We start from the raw sequence: 16,228 nt of genomic DNA on the forward strand, positions 1-16,228 counted from the left end.
GTTGATTTTACCAATGGACAAGTGTTTGTACAATGGAGTTGTAGCGCTTACATTTCCAAGGAGGTTGCGGCGAAATGAAGAGAGTTCAGGTGATTGGCAAGCAAATCAGGACCCCAAGATCCAAAAGGAGGCGTGTTGATGAAATTTAAAGGAATATTGGCGGCATTTTTGTTTTTAACCGCGGCGTCTGTACTATTTGGGACGCATACGGCGGAGGCCTATGAACTATCCAATGACAAGCTGACGATTCAGACAGGCGAGCATGGCGAAATTTCATCCATTCGTATCAAGGGAGATGCTTTCCCGACAGAGTACGTGATGAACGCAACGGTAACACCCGAGCAGAATACAGCAGATCATCAATGGCTCGGTGAACTGATGTTCACGTACCGATTGGACGAAGGCAACTGGACCAAGGCATGGACGAACAAGTCGGCAGACGCGCGCAAAATCACGACCAGTGGCAACCGCGTCACCGTCACGTATGAAAACTCAAGCAACGCAGAAGGCATTCGCAATTTTAAAGTCATCGAAACGTATTCAGCGGAGTCGAACGGTTCGGTGTTGTGGAATATACAGGTCCAGAATACGAGTGGAAAAAAATTGGAGATTGGCGATTTCGGTTTGCCGCTGCCTTTCAATGAGCAGTGGACCAACGGTGATGCGATTTACGAAACGAGAGTCGTGACGCATTCCTTTGTTGGTAACAACAGCTCCTATATTACGGCTGGACGTCCCAGCGGCATTGGTTCTTCACTGCTGCTGATACCTGATTCCTCGACAGGTGCAGGCTTTGAGTATCAGGACCGTTGGCGGGATGAGGAGCATCCGGGCAGCAAATGGGCCTGGAATCCGGCAAATGAAGGCAAATGGGTGGAAGGACTGAATGTATTTTATATTCATTCCAATGTAATCAAGTCCACCAATCGGGGATATTTGCCCAACACAAGCCTGATCCTGAATCCCGGTCAAAGCCGGAATTATGGCTTCAAGTTTCTGGCGGTGAAGGATGAGCATGATGTAAAGGATACGTTGTATCAAGAAAACCTGGTGGATACAACGGTTGTACCGGGCATGATCGTGCCTACGAATCAAAAGGCAAAAGTGGACCTGCGCACTAAGCAGGCGATCAGCAAGGTAACCTATCCAGATGGAACCGTCATCCCGCAGACGGACAGCAAGACTGGAGGGCACAACATTTATGAGTTGAAATTTACGAAATTGGGTCCAAACTTCATCACAGTGGAGTACGGAAACGGCAACAAGACGGTTTTACAGTTCTATGCTATTGAGCCGATTGATTTGGCATTGCAACGGCACGCTACGTTTATGGTAGATAAAACCCAGTGGAATGTACCGGGTGATCTGCGCGACAAGGTCTTTGACGATTGGATGATGCATACCAAATCCAAGCGTAACATTTTCAACGGATACTGGGGCTGGGGGGATGATTGGGGTCTGACGCACGGACAGTTCCTGGCTGAGAAAAATGCACTGTCTCCGGTTGCCAAAGAGGTGCGAGCGGTAGACGATTATCTGGAGACGGCGATCTGGACGAATCTGATGAACGGTCATCATGAGGATTATCTGATCCATGATTTCCTGATGCCGGAGCCGAATGATACACCAACCTATCGAGGGTACGCATACCCGCATGTGTACAACACCTATTTCAGCATGTACAAGATTGCGAAGGAATACCCGGATCTTGTGACTTACAAGCATCCGAAGGAAACGTATTTGCTGCGGGGGTATAACATTTTCAAAGCATTGTATGAAGGGCCGGTCGCTTACAACTGGGAAACGGGCTTGATGGGCGAACTGACCACACCGGATATTATTCAGGCACTTCATGATGAAGGCTATGATGATGAGGCGAACGATCTCAGGGAAAAAATGGATCGCAAATATAACAATTTTAAAAATACAAAATATCCTTACGGCTCCGAATACAGCTACGATAACACTGGGGAAGAGGCCGTATATACGTTAGCCAAGCAGAATATAGATACAGAAGGCGAGCAAAGCAAAGCCCTGGAAATGATGAGTAAAATCAATGCCAAAACCCGCGCAGCACGCGGACATATGCCAGTATGGTACTACTATACCGATCCGGTGACAATTACCGGGGAGAACTGGTTTAACTTCCAGTACACGACTTCGCTTGCGGGCTATGCGATGGACGACTGGATTCGGTATCATGAGGATAATCAACGTGAGGAACAGCAACGTCTGTCCTATGCGGCTAAAATCGCCAATGTCGGAGCGATTAATTCCGGGCAAATCAGCTCCGACCCTGACAACATCGGGGCAGTCGCATGGACGTATCAGGCGGAAAAAGGCAACCAGGGAACGAATGGCACTGGAGGCGGTAAAAATGTTCCGCTCTTTAACGGCTGGCGCGGTATGAGCGGCGAGGCCGATCTTGGACTGTTCGGTGCACTCAAAACGCTAAGTGCCGACATTGCAGTAGATCCGATCTTCGGATTGACGGGCTATGGTGCAGAGGTAAGCAAAAGCGGCAATGTGTATACGATCAAGCCGCTGGACGGCCTGTTCAAGCGGGTCAATCTGATCACGGAAAAGCTGTATATCGAGCTGGACAGGGACCAATATACAGAAGCCAAGCTGGCAACATCCAAGGATTATGTATGGCTCCAACTGAAAAATCAAACACCTGGTCAAGCACATTCCACGTACGTTACGTTCGATGGCTTGAAGAAGGGAACGTATTTGGTTAAAGTAGGTGGCCAATCGCAAGGTAAATTTAATGCGTATGCACCTACCAACAAGCTGAAATTGGACATTGGCATAGCCTCTTCCTATACGGTGGAGCTGACACCAACGACGCCTGATCCGAACAAGGCGCCTGTCGTAGATGCGGGTAAAGCTTCCAAGGTGAAGCTGCCGGATCCAATTATTTTGAAAGGTACGGCTGAGGATGATGGACTTCCGAAAGGAAAGGTTACAAGCGAGTGGAGTCTGGTTGAAGGACCACAGAATGCCAAGGTCACATTCAGCAGTAAAGCATCGCTGCGCACGAAGGTGGACGTTTCCGAGCCGGGAACGTATACATTCAAGCTGACAGCCAGCGATTCACTGTTGTCTGCAGAGGCCAGAGTGAGCGTGATCGTAGAACCGGCGGCTCCGTTACTTGAACAGCTTGCGTTGTATAAGTTTGACGAAACCAGCGGTTCAGTCGCTGCGGATTCGTCGGACAGTCACAATGATGCTGTCGTGAAGGGTACAGCTGCATGGGCTGCAGGGAAAAAAGGCAATGCCGTCAGCCTCAATGGCAAGGACAGCTATGTGCAGCTTCCAGCGGGTATTGTGAGCCGGGCACAGCAGTTGACCGTATCCGGCTGGGTTAAAGCGAACAGCCTGAGCGATTATGTACGGATTTTTGATTTCGGCTCCGGGACGAATGAATATATGTTCCTGACCCCTAAAGCAGGGGACCGGATGCTATTTGCCATTACGAATCAAGGTAACGGGCAAGGACAGGAACAGACGATTGATGCCCCTGTACTGCCGACAGGTGTATGGAAGCATGTTGCGGTCACGCTTTCGGGCTCCACGGGAATTTTGTATGTGGATGGCAAAGAAGTGGGACGCAATACCAGCCTGACCTTGAATCCTACCAGTCTGGGCCAGACCAAAAATAATTTTATCGGCAAGTCCCAGTACCCTGATCCGTATTTCAATGGTCTGGTGGATGAATTCCGCATCTACAGCCGTGCTTTGAGTGCATCCGAGGTGGCGGGGCTGGCCTCTGGCACAGCACAAAGTCTGACGACGGCCGAGAAAATCACGGCTATAAAAGAAGTAAACGTGACGACTCGTGCAGGTGAAAAACCCGAATTGCCGAGCGTGGTGGAAGCTACGTATGGAGAAGGCTCCACTACATGGGTAGCTGTAGAGTGGGAAAATATTGATCCTGCACAATATGCTACTCCGGGTTCATTTGAATTGAAGGACAATGTAGAAGGAACAGAATTGAAGGCGATTGCCAAGGTGACCGTGATCGAAGTGGGGGCCCCTGTCAACTCCGGTACTCCGGAAACGCCAACAACTCCGGTTAACCCCGTAACACCTGAAACACCTGCTCCTGTCAGCTCTGCTAAACCAGCAGGAGGTTCACGATCTGGAGTAAACAACGAATAGCCATGGGTAACCTTTCCCACCGTCACTTTCTTCCTGCAAAGGGGAGAGTGGCGGTGGGTATCCTTGCATTTGGAGTACAAAGCTGCGAATACGAATGGGGGAAAAGGCATGAGCAAGATTACATTTCTGGGTGCAGGCAGCACGGTATTTGCCAAAAATGTGCTTGGTGATTGTATGCTGACACCTGCTTTGCAGGGCTTTGAGCTGGCGTTGTTCGATATTGATCCCGGAAGGCTAAAGGATTCGGAACATATTTTATCCAATTTGAAAAAAACAACAGGGAGCACCTGTGTGATTCGCTCCTACACAGACCGCAAGGAAGCGCTGCGTGGAGCTGCCTATGTGGTAAATGCTATTCAGGTTGGCGGCTACGATCCATGTACGATTACGGATTTTGAAATTCCCAAAACATATGGTCTGCGCCAAACGATTGCTGATACGGTCGGGATTGGTGGTATTTTCCGCAACTTACGGACGATTCCGGTGATGCTCGATTTTGCCGCAGATGTGCGTGAGGTATGCCCGGATGCATGGTTTCTCAATTACACCAACCCGATGGCTGTACTGACGAATGTGATGAACGTACACGGCGGCGTCCGTACGGTGGGGCTGTGTCATAGCGTGCAGGCGTGTATACCAGAGCTGTTCAAAAGCCTCGGGCTGGAGCAGGAAGGCGTGAAGGCGAAAATCGCAGGCATCAATCATATGGCGTGGCTGCTCGAAGTGAGCAAGGACGGCGAGGATTTATATCCCGAGATTAAAAAAAGGGCTGCCGCCAAGCAGCAGGAAAAGCATAACGACATGGTACGCTTTGAGATGATGCTGAAATTCGGCTATTACATTACGGAATCGTCCGAGCATAATGCGGAGTATCATCCGTATTTTATCAAACGGGCATATCCCGAGCTAATCGAACGGTTCAATATCCCCTTGGATGAGTACCCGCGTCGCTGCGTGAGCCAGATTGAACGATGGGAAACGATGCGCGGGGAGCTTTTGAGCAATCAGGATCTTCGCCATGAAAGGTCGAATGAATATGCTTCGTATATTTTGGAGGCTATCGAAACGGATCGGCCTTTTACCATTGGCGGCAACGTGATGAACACAGGTTTAATTACCAATCTGCCAAAAGAAGCATGTGTGGAGGTGCCTTGTCTGGTGAATCGCAACGGAGTTACGCCGACTTATGTCGGAGATTTGCCGCCCCAATGTGCTGCGCTGAACCGGACGAATATTAATACACAGCTATTGACGATTGAAGCTGCGATCACCGGGAAAAAAGAGCATATTTATCATGCCGCACTGCTGGACCCGCACACGTCAGCCGAGCTGTCCATGGATGAGATTGTTTCTCTGTGTGATGACCTGATTGCGGCGCACGGAGAGTGGCTTCCAGCCTATGTGTAAGGGAGGCAGATGAATGGGAGGCCGTGGTCGTCAAAAGTTTACCACGTAAATGCCGCCATTCCGGCTGCATATTTGGAGGGCAAGGATAAAGCGACAGTAACCTTCAAAGCCAAGCCGGGGCAGCGCATCCTCAGATTGTTTGGGCTGAGGATGGTTAACCAGGACGTGTATGAACAGCTATATCAGGCTGGCAGCTTAGGTTTGCATGAATGATCTTTGAGATGTTTCGTAAGAAAAAGTAACGTTTGATTTTTAGTCAGTTATGATTTATGATGTAAGAAATATTGGATGATGCTGGAACAAGCATTAGGGTATGAACTGATATATTCATCGTTTTTTGCGCGTGAAGCACACGGGCTGTTTCTTCCTTAACAGGGGAGAGGCAGCCCTTTTTTGTTGAGATTTTGGGGAAAGGCAATAACCCGAACGAGCTAGTCTTCTGAATATTAGGGGAATAAAACTTTGGTCAATGTAGTCTGGCTTTTTTTAGAATGCTTTATATTAGAAGTTTTCTTATAGATTTTGTGATAGAGAAAACATATAATATATAAGTTGTATCCAGTATTTTCCGAAAGTGGGGATGCGATAGGCTTGTGGGATTTGGCTTGATATACATAGTTTAAGTAGACAAAGGGGATCGAGAGATGAGTATGAAAAAATGGATGTTGAGTCTGACCGTAGTCGTGCTGCTATGGGGAGGAACATTTCCGACAGCGGGAGCAGCAAGCAGTTCCAAACCGATTGAAGTCTTATTGAATGCGAAAAAAATTCAGTTCCCGGATGCTAAACCTTTTCAGGATGAGAACGATTATGTGATGGTTCCGATTCGTTTCGTATCCGAAGCACTGGGAGCCAAGGTAGGCTGGGAGAAAACAGGCAGCCAGTTGGCTGTGTCGATTAAGAATGATGCACATGTGGTCAACATGACGGTTGGACAAAACACAGCTACTGTGGATGGACAGACTAAAACATATGAAACGAAGATTATTTTGAAGCAGAACCGTACTTTTGTACCTTTACGGCTAGTAAGTGAAGGCTTGGGTCAGACGGTGGAATGGGATAAGGTTAGCCGCTGGGTTTGGATTGGAAAGAAGGATATTGCCGCGCTGGAGGATACGGGGCATCAGGCGGTGAGCATTGAGCCTTATAAAAAATTATTTGCGTCTGACCCTAATCTGTTAAAAGGTTCAAGAGGAACTGTTTTTGACAAAGTGATGATTTTCAAACTTTCCGACCTTCCAGTTAAGTTTTTACGCGATGTATATTCGATTGAGCAATACACTGCCTCCGATGGCATAACATATTTACGAATGAGGGTAAAGACCAATTCCAAAGCTGGCGCGATTTTCTATGTAACGAAGAAAAATGACACACGGTTTCGCTATGCAATGGAAGAATTGACTCAGGACAATGGAGATGGCACGAAAATGATGTACTATAAGATTTTCTCGTCTGCCGATGAAGTATATTATGGCATTAAAAATTACCGTTCTTTAAAACTGGCGGACGTTGAGTATATTGGCTTTGACCTAGCGTCAAAAGACTACATCCCGTTGATGGTCAACCCATGGAAAGGCAATTAAACTATATGAATAAGACCAAGCGTATTTTGGCCGTATTACTGGTGGGGGTACTGCTATTATTGCAGCTCCCACCTTTTTCTTTTCCCACACAAAAGGCGGCAGCCGATACTGAAATCACACCGTTGTTCTATTTTGCAGATAAGAACGATCGCTACTTTGTCGGCATGATGTACTTTGATATGTGGCGTAACAGTGCAGGTGTATGGGTAACAGACAAGAAGGAACCCAATAGACATATGCACGGAGAAGCTACATTCACTTACAAATTTCAATTTCCAGGACGGAAGATTAAAAATGTAGAAGCTCGGTTATACACCGCGTCAGACCCAGACGAATATTTTAGTAAATCTAGGCAAGATAACTACGATGAATACCTGCGTGCTATAAGTAATGGCACTGAGAACAAAGATATTCGCCCTTTTCAAAAGAAAGGGATTGGTACGGATACTACTGTGATTCCGCTTACAGTAAATATAATGCTGGATGCGGATAAACCACAAGATATCAGGAAAACAAGTTCTACTCCTCTCGATCCAAATGTTGAAGCCTATCGCATCTACCAGCCCATACTCTTCAAAATCGAACTGGATAGCGGGCTCATCGTCAAGCATTTTACTACTGATGGAAAATCTCTTAACAACGTATTTACACCAATAGAAGATGAGCTGAAACCTGATCAATTGTATGATTTCACTCCGCCAACCGATTCCAGATATGAGTATGTTGGCTACAAGAAAAGTACCACAGGTAATCCGCCGAGCGGAGACATTTTGCCAGGAAATGTACCCGGATTTACCTATAACGGCTCCTTCGAGCGATTTACAGCTTACTTATATTATAAGGAGCTAGAGACGATAGAGCAGCCCCCGACAGGAGTCACCTGCACTCGACCTGCGCCTAGCGGTAGCCAGTCGGATAAATACCTCGATCCAATGGCTTCAGGTGTTATTAAAGCCGATCAGCGAGGCGCGTCACGCTTTGATGTAGCCAAGGGCATTCCAACCTCCGAAAGCCTGTATGGAAACGTGCTGGCCCGAAATTACCTGTTCCAGAATACCTTCCAACAGCTCAAAGGCGAGTGCACCTACAACGTCAAGCTGAAGCGCACTTATGATCTGGAATGGGAAGATATCAACGATACCCGGCATATGAAGGTCGTGGAGTATTACAAATACGAAATTGTAAAGCCGTACTCTTACTGGACGATCGACAACCTCGAAGTGTACGGCATCAAGCACGCGCAGTTACGCAACTATGCATTGCCGGGAGGCAGTATTACGATTCCGCCGAAGGACTATACTCCTCCTGCTATAGAATCCGCGACCAACGGAAAATACTATCCTGCTCCCTCACCGGGCATTATCGACGGCGGTTCACTTTATATCTATGGCGGCAAGAGTATGCCGAAGGTGCCCAATGAACAAAGGTCACTGGAGCCTGTGGCCCAGAAAGCTACACCGGACGTAGAGGTGGAGAACGATACCGTGAAATTCAACGGTCAAACGATCATGGACCACCAGCGTGTCAAGGAAAAAGGCCCGACTCCTGGCAAAATCCCTGAACCCGTAAAAATCGGGCCGGATACCCTGTACAGCCCGGGCCACGTAATTGAAAAGCACAAGATCAATAGACCCAATACGTCTGGTAGCGGTGATATCACCTATACCATTCTCAAAGGAAATATCAATGGCGGTGCAGATAAGACTTTTCCGATTCAAGGGATCAACACCGTAACTGTTCACACGCCAGTGGTGAATCTTTCAAGCGTATCAGATGATGCGGCCCACAACCAGAAAACCCAACCAACGAAAGGTCGATCAGCGCTCATACTGGAACGTCCTTTTCGCGTGACGATCTCAACGGCGGGCCCGCATTTGAATATTCCCGGCTATGGTGATCGGGAGTATGCCAAATATGTGCGAACCAAGCAGGTGCGATTTCCGTTCGATGTGTACGACAAGGGGAAAGCTCAGTTCTATCCGCGTGGAACCTGGATCGACATTCCGGTCAAGCAACTGGACACAGACTTCTATTTGCCCGTATGGGTGGATGAAGGGAATTATACCGTCGAGTTTCGGACTATTGCGGAAAACGCACCGGACGGGTTCACTGAGCAGCGTCATGCCAATACGGATATCGCGCATCATGTCGCCAATGATGTGGTAGAGATCGAGGTCATCGGACGGATGTATGATTTTCATATCACGGATATTGCCGACTACCATTGGGAGCGGGTGTTCCGACAGCGCAAAGGAAGCTCGGTGCATAGCGGACTGTCCTATTGGACGGGACTAGGGAACATCGACGGACTGCCAAGGGGGAATCAGGAGCCATTTACCTTGCCTGTCCGTCCCGGCAGTCATCCGCATGAAGGCTACCAAAATGTGGCGATCAAGACAGGCTACCATTTCAAGTTTGACCTCAAAACGAAAGGGAATATGTTCAGCGCCAAGGATGGTATTCGCATCACGCCATCATTTTATTGGGTGAGCAAGGATGGTCGCCAGCGAGAAGAGGTGGAGCTGTATACACATGCGGGAAGCCGCAAGTTTATCCGATTGGGATCGGCGGAGGATCGGGAGAAGCGATATGTCATTTTAAATGAGCGGCTACGCAATGTACCGACGGAGGAAATGCAGGATACAGCAGCCTACCAATACAAGCATGAGCTGAGCGAAGCACAGCGGAGCCAGTCGACGCTGGAACGCTATGTTTCCCTGTATGGCCAGCGCATCACGCGTAGCAAGACGTGGATCGGCCGCTACGATTGGCTGGTGCTGCCTGCGGCGGTGCGTACCTTGATCGGTCCCAAGACGGACCTGCCGGATGGAGTCGATATCGACCGTGCCAATGCGTCGATTCAGCGCTGGTATGGCGAATATAGCCTGCCTGCTGATGTGTACGTGGTCCCTAAAGGAACGGATTTACGTGAAGAAAGCCGTCGCCGGGAGCTAAACGAACATGCGGGCATATTCAAGAAAACGGGCTATATCGTGGTTCGATTCAATTTGGAGTCGCTCCGTCAGGGGGATACCGAGCATCCACATTTGCAGTATATTAACGGCCCGTTGCTGAACCAGTGGCAACTGGAAGGCTACCAGAGAGAAGTGAAAAATCCGTACGGGCAACCCTTTCATTTGCAGGATGGGGATGTCGTGTTTTATCATGCGGATCAGTCGAGCCGGGATGATTTCAGCTCCTTTGTTCCACATTAAGCCCCAAAAGAAGCTCACTTGATGGGAGATGCTTTTCATCCTTCGGTGAGCTTCTTCTATGCAAACTGCACTAAAAAAATGTACATGGTAAAACGGAGGGCGAAATTTTGTTGTACAAGCGAAGCGGTCGCTTTAAAAGCGAGTTCCTTTTGCAAAAGTGGATTGGGGATGGACGGGGATCATTTTGCCGGTTTAACCGGGTCTTGCCCAAGCCCTTCGTGCGGTATAATAGACCGATACATCTGTGGGCTTTTTTCCTGTGGAGAACCGAGAACGGATGAACAAGGGAACAATATGACGAAAGGAGCGACGATGATGGATGAAAAGGATTGCCTGATGTTGTGCTACATTGCAGAAGAACACAGTCTGAAACGTGCCGCCGAGCGTTTGTATATTACACAGCCCGCCTTGACCTACCGTCTGAACCAATTGGAAAAGGAGTTCGGGGTGCCGATTATCGTACGCGGGAACAGAGGAACGAAGCTGACCATGGAAGGAGAACGACTGGCTGAGTATGCCAAACGAAATTTGAGAGAATTGGCCGAATTAAAAGAAGCCGTTATCCACCTGAGAGGCGAGGTAAAAGGAACGCTTCGTTTGGGGATTTCAAGCTACTACGGGCACTACAAGCTGCCGCCGATTCTGAAAAGCTTTAAAGATATTTATCCTGACGTGCAATTTTCGGTTACCTGCGGACTCAGTGCAGAAATTTATGAAATGCTTCGCGGGGATGAAATTCATCTGGGTGTCATTCGCAATGATTACCCCTGGTCTGAGGGAAAGCATCTTCTTGCGGAGGAGCATATTTGCGTGATCTCCCAAGAGGCTGTAGAGCTTGAGCAATTGCCGGAGCTTCCGATGATTCGTTATAAGGACCCGGGCAAGCCGCAGCTTTCCGGTCACATGTATTCCTCGTTTAACGAATCTGTGCAGGCGTGGTGGAGTGAAATGTTGGGCAGGCCGCCACGAGTTTCCATGGAGGTGGACAGCTACGAAACCTGTAAGGAAATGGTCCGACACGGATTGGGATATTCCATCGTACCCGAAATATTTGTCTCTCCAAAGGATGAATTATATGCATTTAATTTGATTCGCAAGAACGGGGAGCCTGTGCTGCGCAGAACATGGATGTTGTATAAAAATAAATCCAGCCATCTTATGGCAGTGGAAAGATTTGTAGAATGGATGCTCCAGTCTTAACACAAAAAGGGCAGCGAATATACGTAATTATTGGCGAAAAATGGCGTATTTCAAAAAAAACATGTCATATATAAAATAATTTTAAGGATAAACCCAAAAAATATTAAATTTACTTTACTGGCATTCGCCTATACAATGTTGAATATTGATTGTATATTTATTCGTTATGACGAATGAAAGGCGGCATTCCACTGATGGACTCAATAGCGAACGGACATAATGGCAGAACGCCATCCCATGAACAAATTATGAAGGCTGTAGATGCGAAGGATCACGAATTACGGGAGCTTGCCCGAACGATACATAAACATCCTGAGCTAAGCTTTCATGAATATCAGGCACAGGGCTGGCTCACCAATACACTGGAACAGGCTGGTTTTGCTGTGGAAAAAGGCATTGCCGGACTGGAAACCTCCTTCCGTGCGGAATGGGAAGGGAAATCCGGCGGACCCACAATCGCTCTGCTGGCTGAGTATGATGCACTCCCAGCGATTGGACATGCCTGCGGACACAACCTGATTTGTACCGCATCAGTGGGGGCCGCTATAGCCCTGAAGGAAGCGATGCCGGATCTGCCCGGACGCATCGTGGTGTTAGGCACACCAGCCGAGGAGGAGGGCGGCGGCAAAATCATCATGTGCGAGCATGGCGAATTCGACGGCATTGACGCCGTAATGATGGTGCATCCGCAGAGCAAAACGATGGTTTTGCGCGGGGGATTGGCCTGCGTGGATGCCACGTTTACGTTTCATGGCAAGCAGGCCCATGCCGCTTCCTCCCCGGAGAAGGGCATCAGCGCACTGGATGCCATGATTAATGCCTTTGTGGCGATTAATTCAGTTCGCCAGTTCGTCACCAGTGACGTGCGTATCCACGGCATTATTACAAAGGGCGGAGATGCCCCGAATGTGGTGCCAGAGCTGTGCGAGGCCGTATTTATTTTACGGGCGCAAACCGTTGTCGGCCTGGCAGAAGTGCGGAGCAAGGTGTATCGCGCTGTTCGTGCAGCGGCAGAAGGCATGGGGGCAACCGTGGATATTGCCGAGGGACTTGTTTATGCGGAGCGCAATACAAACAAGAGATTAGCCGCTTTATTCCAGAGCAATCTGGAGCAGCTCGGTTTAGAGGTTCACGAGCCACCTGCGCAAGGGGGGATCGGTTCGTCCGATATCGGCAATGTCAGTCAGATTACCGCAGCGATTCATCCTTATATCCGATTGGGTGACGCGTCCACGCATACGCCGGAATTTGCCCAGCTTGCGGGAGCGGAGGAAGGCATGATTGAAATGAACTATGCCGCCAAGGCGCTGGCATTAACGGCTTATGATCTCGTAACCGATCCGGTGGCTTTGAGAGAGGTACGGACTGAATTTGAACAGTGGCAAGCGCGGAGAAACGGGGGAGCATCCGAATGAGTAGCAACACGGCCGTACCGAGCGGCCCGAAAAAATGGCTGAAAATGCCGCATACCTTTGTCATTCTTATTTTTCTGACCTTAGTGGCCGGGATATTGACCTATGTCGTCCCCGCTGGAGAGTTTGAACGAGTTAAAAATGAAACAACCGGCAAAACGCTGCTCGTTCCCGGTTCGTACGCTCATGTCGATCCCAATCCGGTTACGCTGTGGGATATTCCGAAATCCATCGTATCCGGTCTGGTCGATTCTGCCGATGTGGTCTTTTTCATTCTGATCATCGGCGGTGTTTTTCAGATTATTACGTCCTCGGGAACGATTGAGGCGGTGACGGGAAGGGTCGCGAGGTCTTTTTCCAACAAAGGTATATGGGTGATTCCGGTATTTATTACCCTGTTTTCCGTGGGCGGTTTTACGATGGGCATGTCCACCGAGGTTATGGTATTCGTGCCGATTGGTATTGCCATCGCCCGGGCGTTGAAATTTGATGCGATGACGGGTACGGCCATGATTTCACTGGGGGCTTCCTGTGGATTTACTGCCGGGCTGCTGAATCCGTTTAATGTCGGTTTGGCACAGGCGATTGCGCAAATCCCTATTTTTTCAGGGTTGTGGCTTCGTGCCATCCTGTTGGTCATCCTGATCGTCATTACGAGCTTATATATTATGCGTTATGCCAGCAAAGTGAAGAAAAGCCCGGAAAGTAGCTTTGTTTACGAATTGGAAAAGACCGCTGAAGACAAGCCGGTGGATCTATCCAATCTGCCTTCCATACAGCTCAAGCATATCCTGATCATTTTGACCGTCGTAGTAAGCTTTGCGATGTTGATCTGGGGAGTGTCCAAAAAGGATTGGTGGATGGAAGAATTGGCTGCCCTGTTTCTTTCGATGGGAGTCATTTCCGGCTTTTGCGCAGGCTACGGGCCAAGTCGCATTGCGACAGAGTTTGCCAAAGGGGCCAAAGATATCACCTATGGTGCGCTGATTATCGGTTTTGCACGTTCCATCGTGGTTGTACTGGATCACGGCAATGTGATTGATTCCATTGTTAACAGCCTTGCTATCATGGTGGGACATTTGCCTGAATCGGTGCAAGTGCTGGGTATGTATGTGTTCCAAAACATTATGAACGTATTCATCACCTCCGGTTCGGGAATGGCCGCAACGACGATGCCGATTATGGTGCCACTGTCCGATCTGCTCGGCATTACACGGCAGACGACGGTACTTGCCTTCCAGCTAGGAGATGGATTTTCGAACATGATTTTGCCTACTTCCTCAGCCTTAATGGGGAGCTTGGCCGTATCGGGTATTCCGTATCAGAAATGGGTTCGCTTCTTTTGGCCGCTACTGGCTGTCTGGTTCGTACTGGGTGCAGTATTCGTGATTGTCGCCCAAATTATCGGATATCACTAAACTATAACTATTAAATACTTTTCAGCCCTCATCTTGCCGTGTTCGTACAGGCCTGGTGGGGGCTGTTTTATGCGAAATGGCAAATAACACGGATTTGTGTAGAGAAATACCCGGATATTTAAACGCTTTTGGGAGAACGGCAAAACTATAATAATAAGGAATTTAAATTATGTAAGCGCAATCATTTTGGGTATTTGCTTGTCATCACAACACAATGGAGGAGGACGACTTGGATGGCTCAAAGGAAAGGCGCATGGCGAAAGGGAACCTTGAACGCTGCGTTGGCAACGATGCTGGCGATGACGGGTACAACTGTGGGGATGGCGGCAGAAGCTCCATCTGAACCGGAGCTTCAGACAGCATCGGCTGTTGCCGTTGAACAGAACCGAAGTGGCAGCATCCAACTGGAAAGGCTGGATCGGGGACTGGTGGCTGCGGTGACGCCGGAGGGTGTTTTTTTAAGCTGGCGGCTGTTGGCGCAGGAAGTGAATGGTTACGGTCCAACGGGGCTGACAGGAGCGAATTTTAATGTCTACCGTGATGGTAAAAAGATTGCGACGGTGACCGACAGCACCAACTATGTGGATAAAGAAGGAAGCGGAAAAGCGGTGTACAGAGTAGCTTCGGTCGTGAATGGACGGGAAAAGGATCGCAGCGCCAAAGTGACGCCGTGGCAGCAGGGCTACTATGAGCTGCCTCTTCAAAAGCCCGCCGATGGCGTAACACCCGCAGGTGAGTCCTATACCTACTCTGCAAATGATATGAGTGTGGGGGATGTGGACGGAGACGGACAATATGAATTTTTTGTAAAATGGGACCCGTCGAACTCCAAGGACGTTTCTCAGAAGGGCTATACCGGAAATACGTATGTCGATGCATATACGGCCCAGGGCAAGCTGTTATATCGGATCGACCTGGGTGTGAATATTCGGTCAGGTGCACATTATACACAGATGATGGTGTACGATTTTGATGGCGACGGCAAAGCCGAGTTGATGTTCAAAACGGCTCCGGGTACCAAAACGATTACTTTTGACAAGAAGGGCAAGCCCAAAAAAGAAACCTATATTACCCTGCCCCGTGAGGATCGCAAAGCAGGGATTACGCATAAGGACGATTACCGTTTAAGCCGTACGGATTATTACGAGCATGTGGTGAACATGTTCATGAACTGGACGAAGCATGAAGAAGTGGTCAAAGGGAAATGGCCTGCTACGCTGGAGGAATGCTTTGGTATCGCTCCAAAGTATAGCTATCCGTTATCCCGTAAGGATGCGGAAAGCCTGACGGACTACTTTATGGATGTATACGCGCCTGCGCGGAGCGACAAAAACAAGCTGAGAGAGTTCGAAGGCTTCATTGTGGATGGACCGGAATATTTGACCATTTTCAAAGGAAAAACGGGAGCAGAGCTGGACACCGTCCGCTATGAGCCGGAGCGTCATGACGATGGCCTCATGTGGGGCGATTACGCCATGGCCCGGATTGAACCCGCCAACCGGGTGGATCGTTTCCTGGCAGGCGTGGCTTACTTGGACGGCCGCAAACCGTCCGCTGTGTTTGCACGCGGCTACTATACGCGCTCTACACTGGTCACCTACACATGGGATGGTCGCCATCTCCAAAAGAACTGGATGGTGGACAGCGGCTGGGCACCGATGACGAATCCGTTTAACGATAGTCCGCACGGGCGTGATGGAACGGACCCGAAATTCGGAACCTTGACCACACAGGGAGCGCATTCACTGAGCGTCGCAGACGTAGATGGTGACGGCAAGGACGAAATCGTATACGGCTCTGCCACCATCGACCATGACGGCAGCCTGCTG

General features: G+C 49.0%; 9 protein-coding genes. All 9 read left to right on the forward strand.

Going from position 1 to position 16,228, the window contains the following annotated elements; genetic code table 11:
* Positions 1-138 precede the first annotated feature (138 nt).
* The gene (locus tag C1I60_RS10570) at positions 139-4,164 is read left to right on the forward strand and encodes a DUF5695 domain-containing protein (RefSeq protein ID WP_137061683.1); all 4,026 of its coding nucleotides are present in this window, start codon (positions 139-141) and stop codon (positions 4,162-4,164) included.
* A gap of 108 nt (positions 4,165-4,272) precedes the next feature.
* Positions 4,273-5,571 (forward strand): alpha-glucosidase/alpha-galactosidase, encoded by a 1,299-nt coding sequence (locus tag C1I60_RS10575; protein ID WP_137061684.1) that lies wholly within the window; start codon positions 4,273-4,275, stop codon positions 5,569-5,571.
* Positions 5,572-5,580: 9 nt separating this feature from the next.
* The gene (locus tag C1I60_RS10580) at positions 5,581-5,784 is read left to right on the forward strand and encodes a hypothetical protein (protein ID WP_137061685.1); all 204 of its coding nucleotides are present in this window, start codon (positions 5,581-5,583) and stop codon (positions 5,782-5,784) included.
* Between the two features lie 431 nt (positions 5,785-6,215).
* Positions 6,216-7,154, forward strand: a complete 939-nt coding sequence (locus C1I60_RS10585; RefSeq protein ID WP_137061686.1) for a copper amine oxidase N-terminal domain-containing protein — start codon at positions 6,216-6,218, stop codon at positions 7,152-7,154.
* A 5-nt stretch (positions 7,155-7,159) separates the two neighbouring features.
* Positions 7,160-10,369, forward strand: coding sequence for a DUF5704 domain-containing protein (locus C1I60_RS10590; RefSeq protein ID WP_137061687.1), 3,210 nt, complete (start codon positions 7,160-7,162; stop codon positions 10,367-10,369).
* A gap of 294 nt (positions 10,370-10,663) precedes the next feature.
* Positions 10,664-11,569, forward strand: a complete 906-nt coding sequence (locus C1I60_RS10595) for a LysR family transcriptional regulator (protein ID WP_252361670.1) — start codon at positions 10,664-10,666, stop codon at positions 11,567-11,569.
* Between the two features lie 194 nt (positions 11,570-11,763).
* Positions 11,764-12,984, forward strand: a complete 1,221-nt coding sequence (locus C1I60_RS10600; RefSeq protein WP_137061688.1) for a M20 family metallopeptidase — start codon at positions 11,764-11,766, stop codon at positions 12,982-12,984.
* Positions 12,981-14,399, forward strand: coding sequence for a YfcC family protein (locus tag C1I60_RS10605; RefSeq protein WP_137061689.1), 1,419 nt, complete (start codon positions 12,981-12,983; stop codon positions 14,397-14,399). Before C1I60_RS10600 ends, C1I60_RS10605 begins: the two co-directional genes overlap by 4 nt.
* A gap of 233 nt (positions 14,400-14,632) precedes the next feature.
* Positions 14,633-16,228: rhamnogalacturonan lyase family protein (locus tag C1I60_RS10610; RefSeq protein WP_491844692.1), on the forward strand; the 1,596-nt coding region annotated here is incomplete at its 3' end.

Source organism: Paenibacillus terrae (genome assembly GCF_005217525.1).
GTDB classification, from domain to species: domain Bacteria; phylum Bacillota; class Bacilli; order Paenibacillales; family Paenibacillaceae; genus Paenibacillus; species Paenibacillus terrae_C.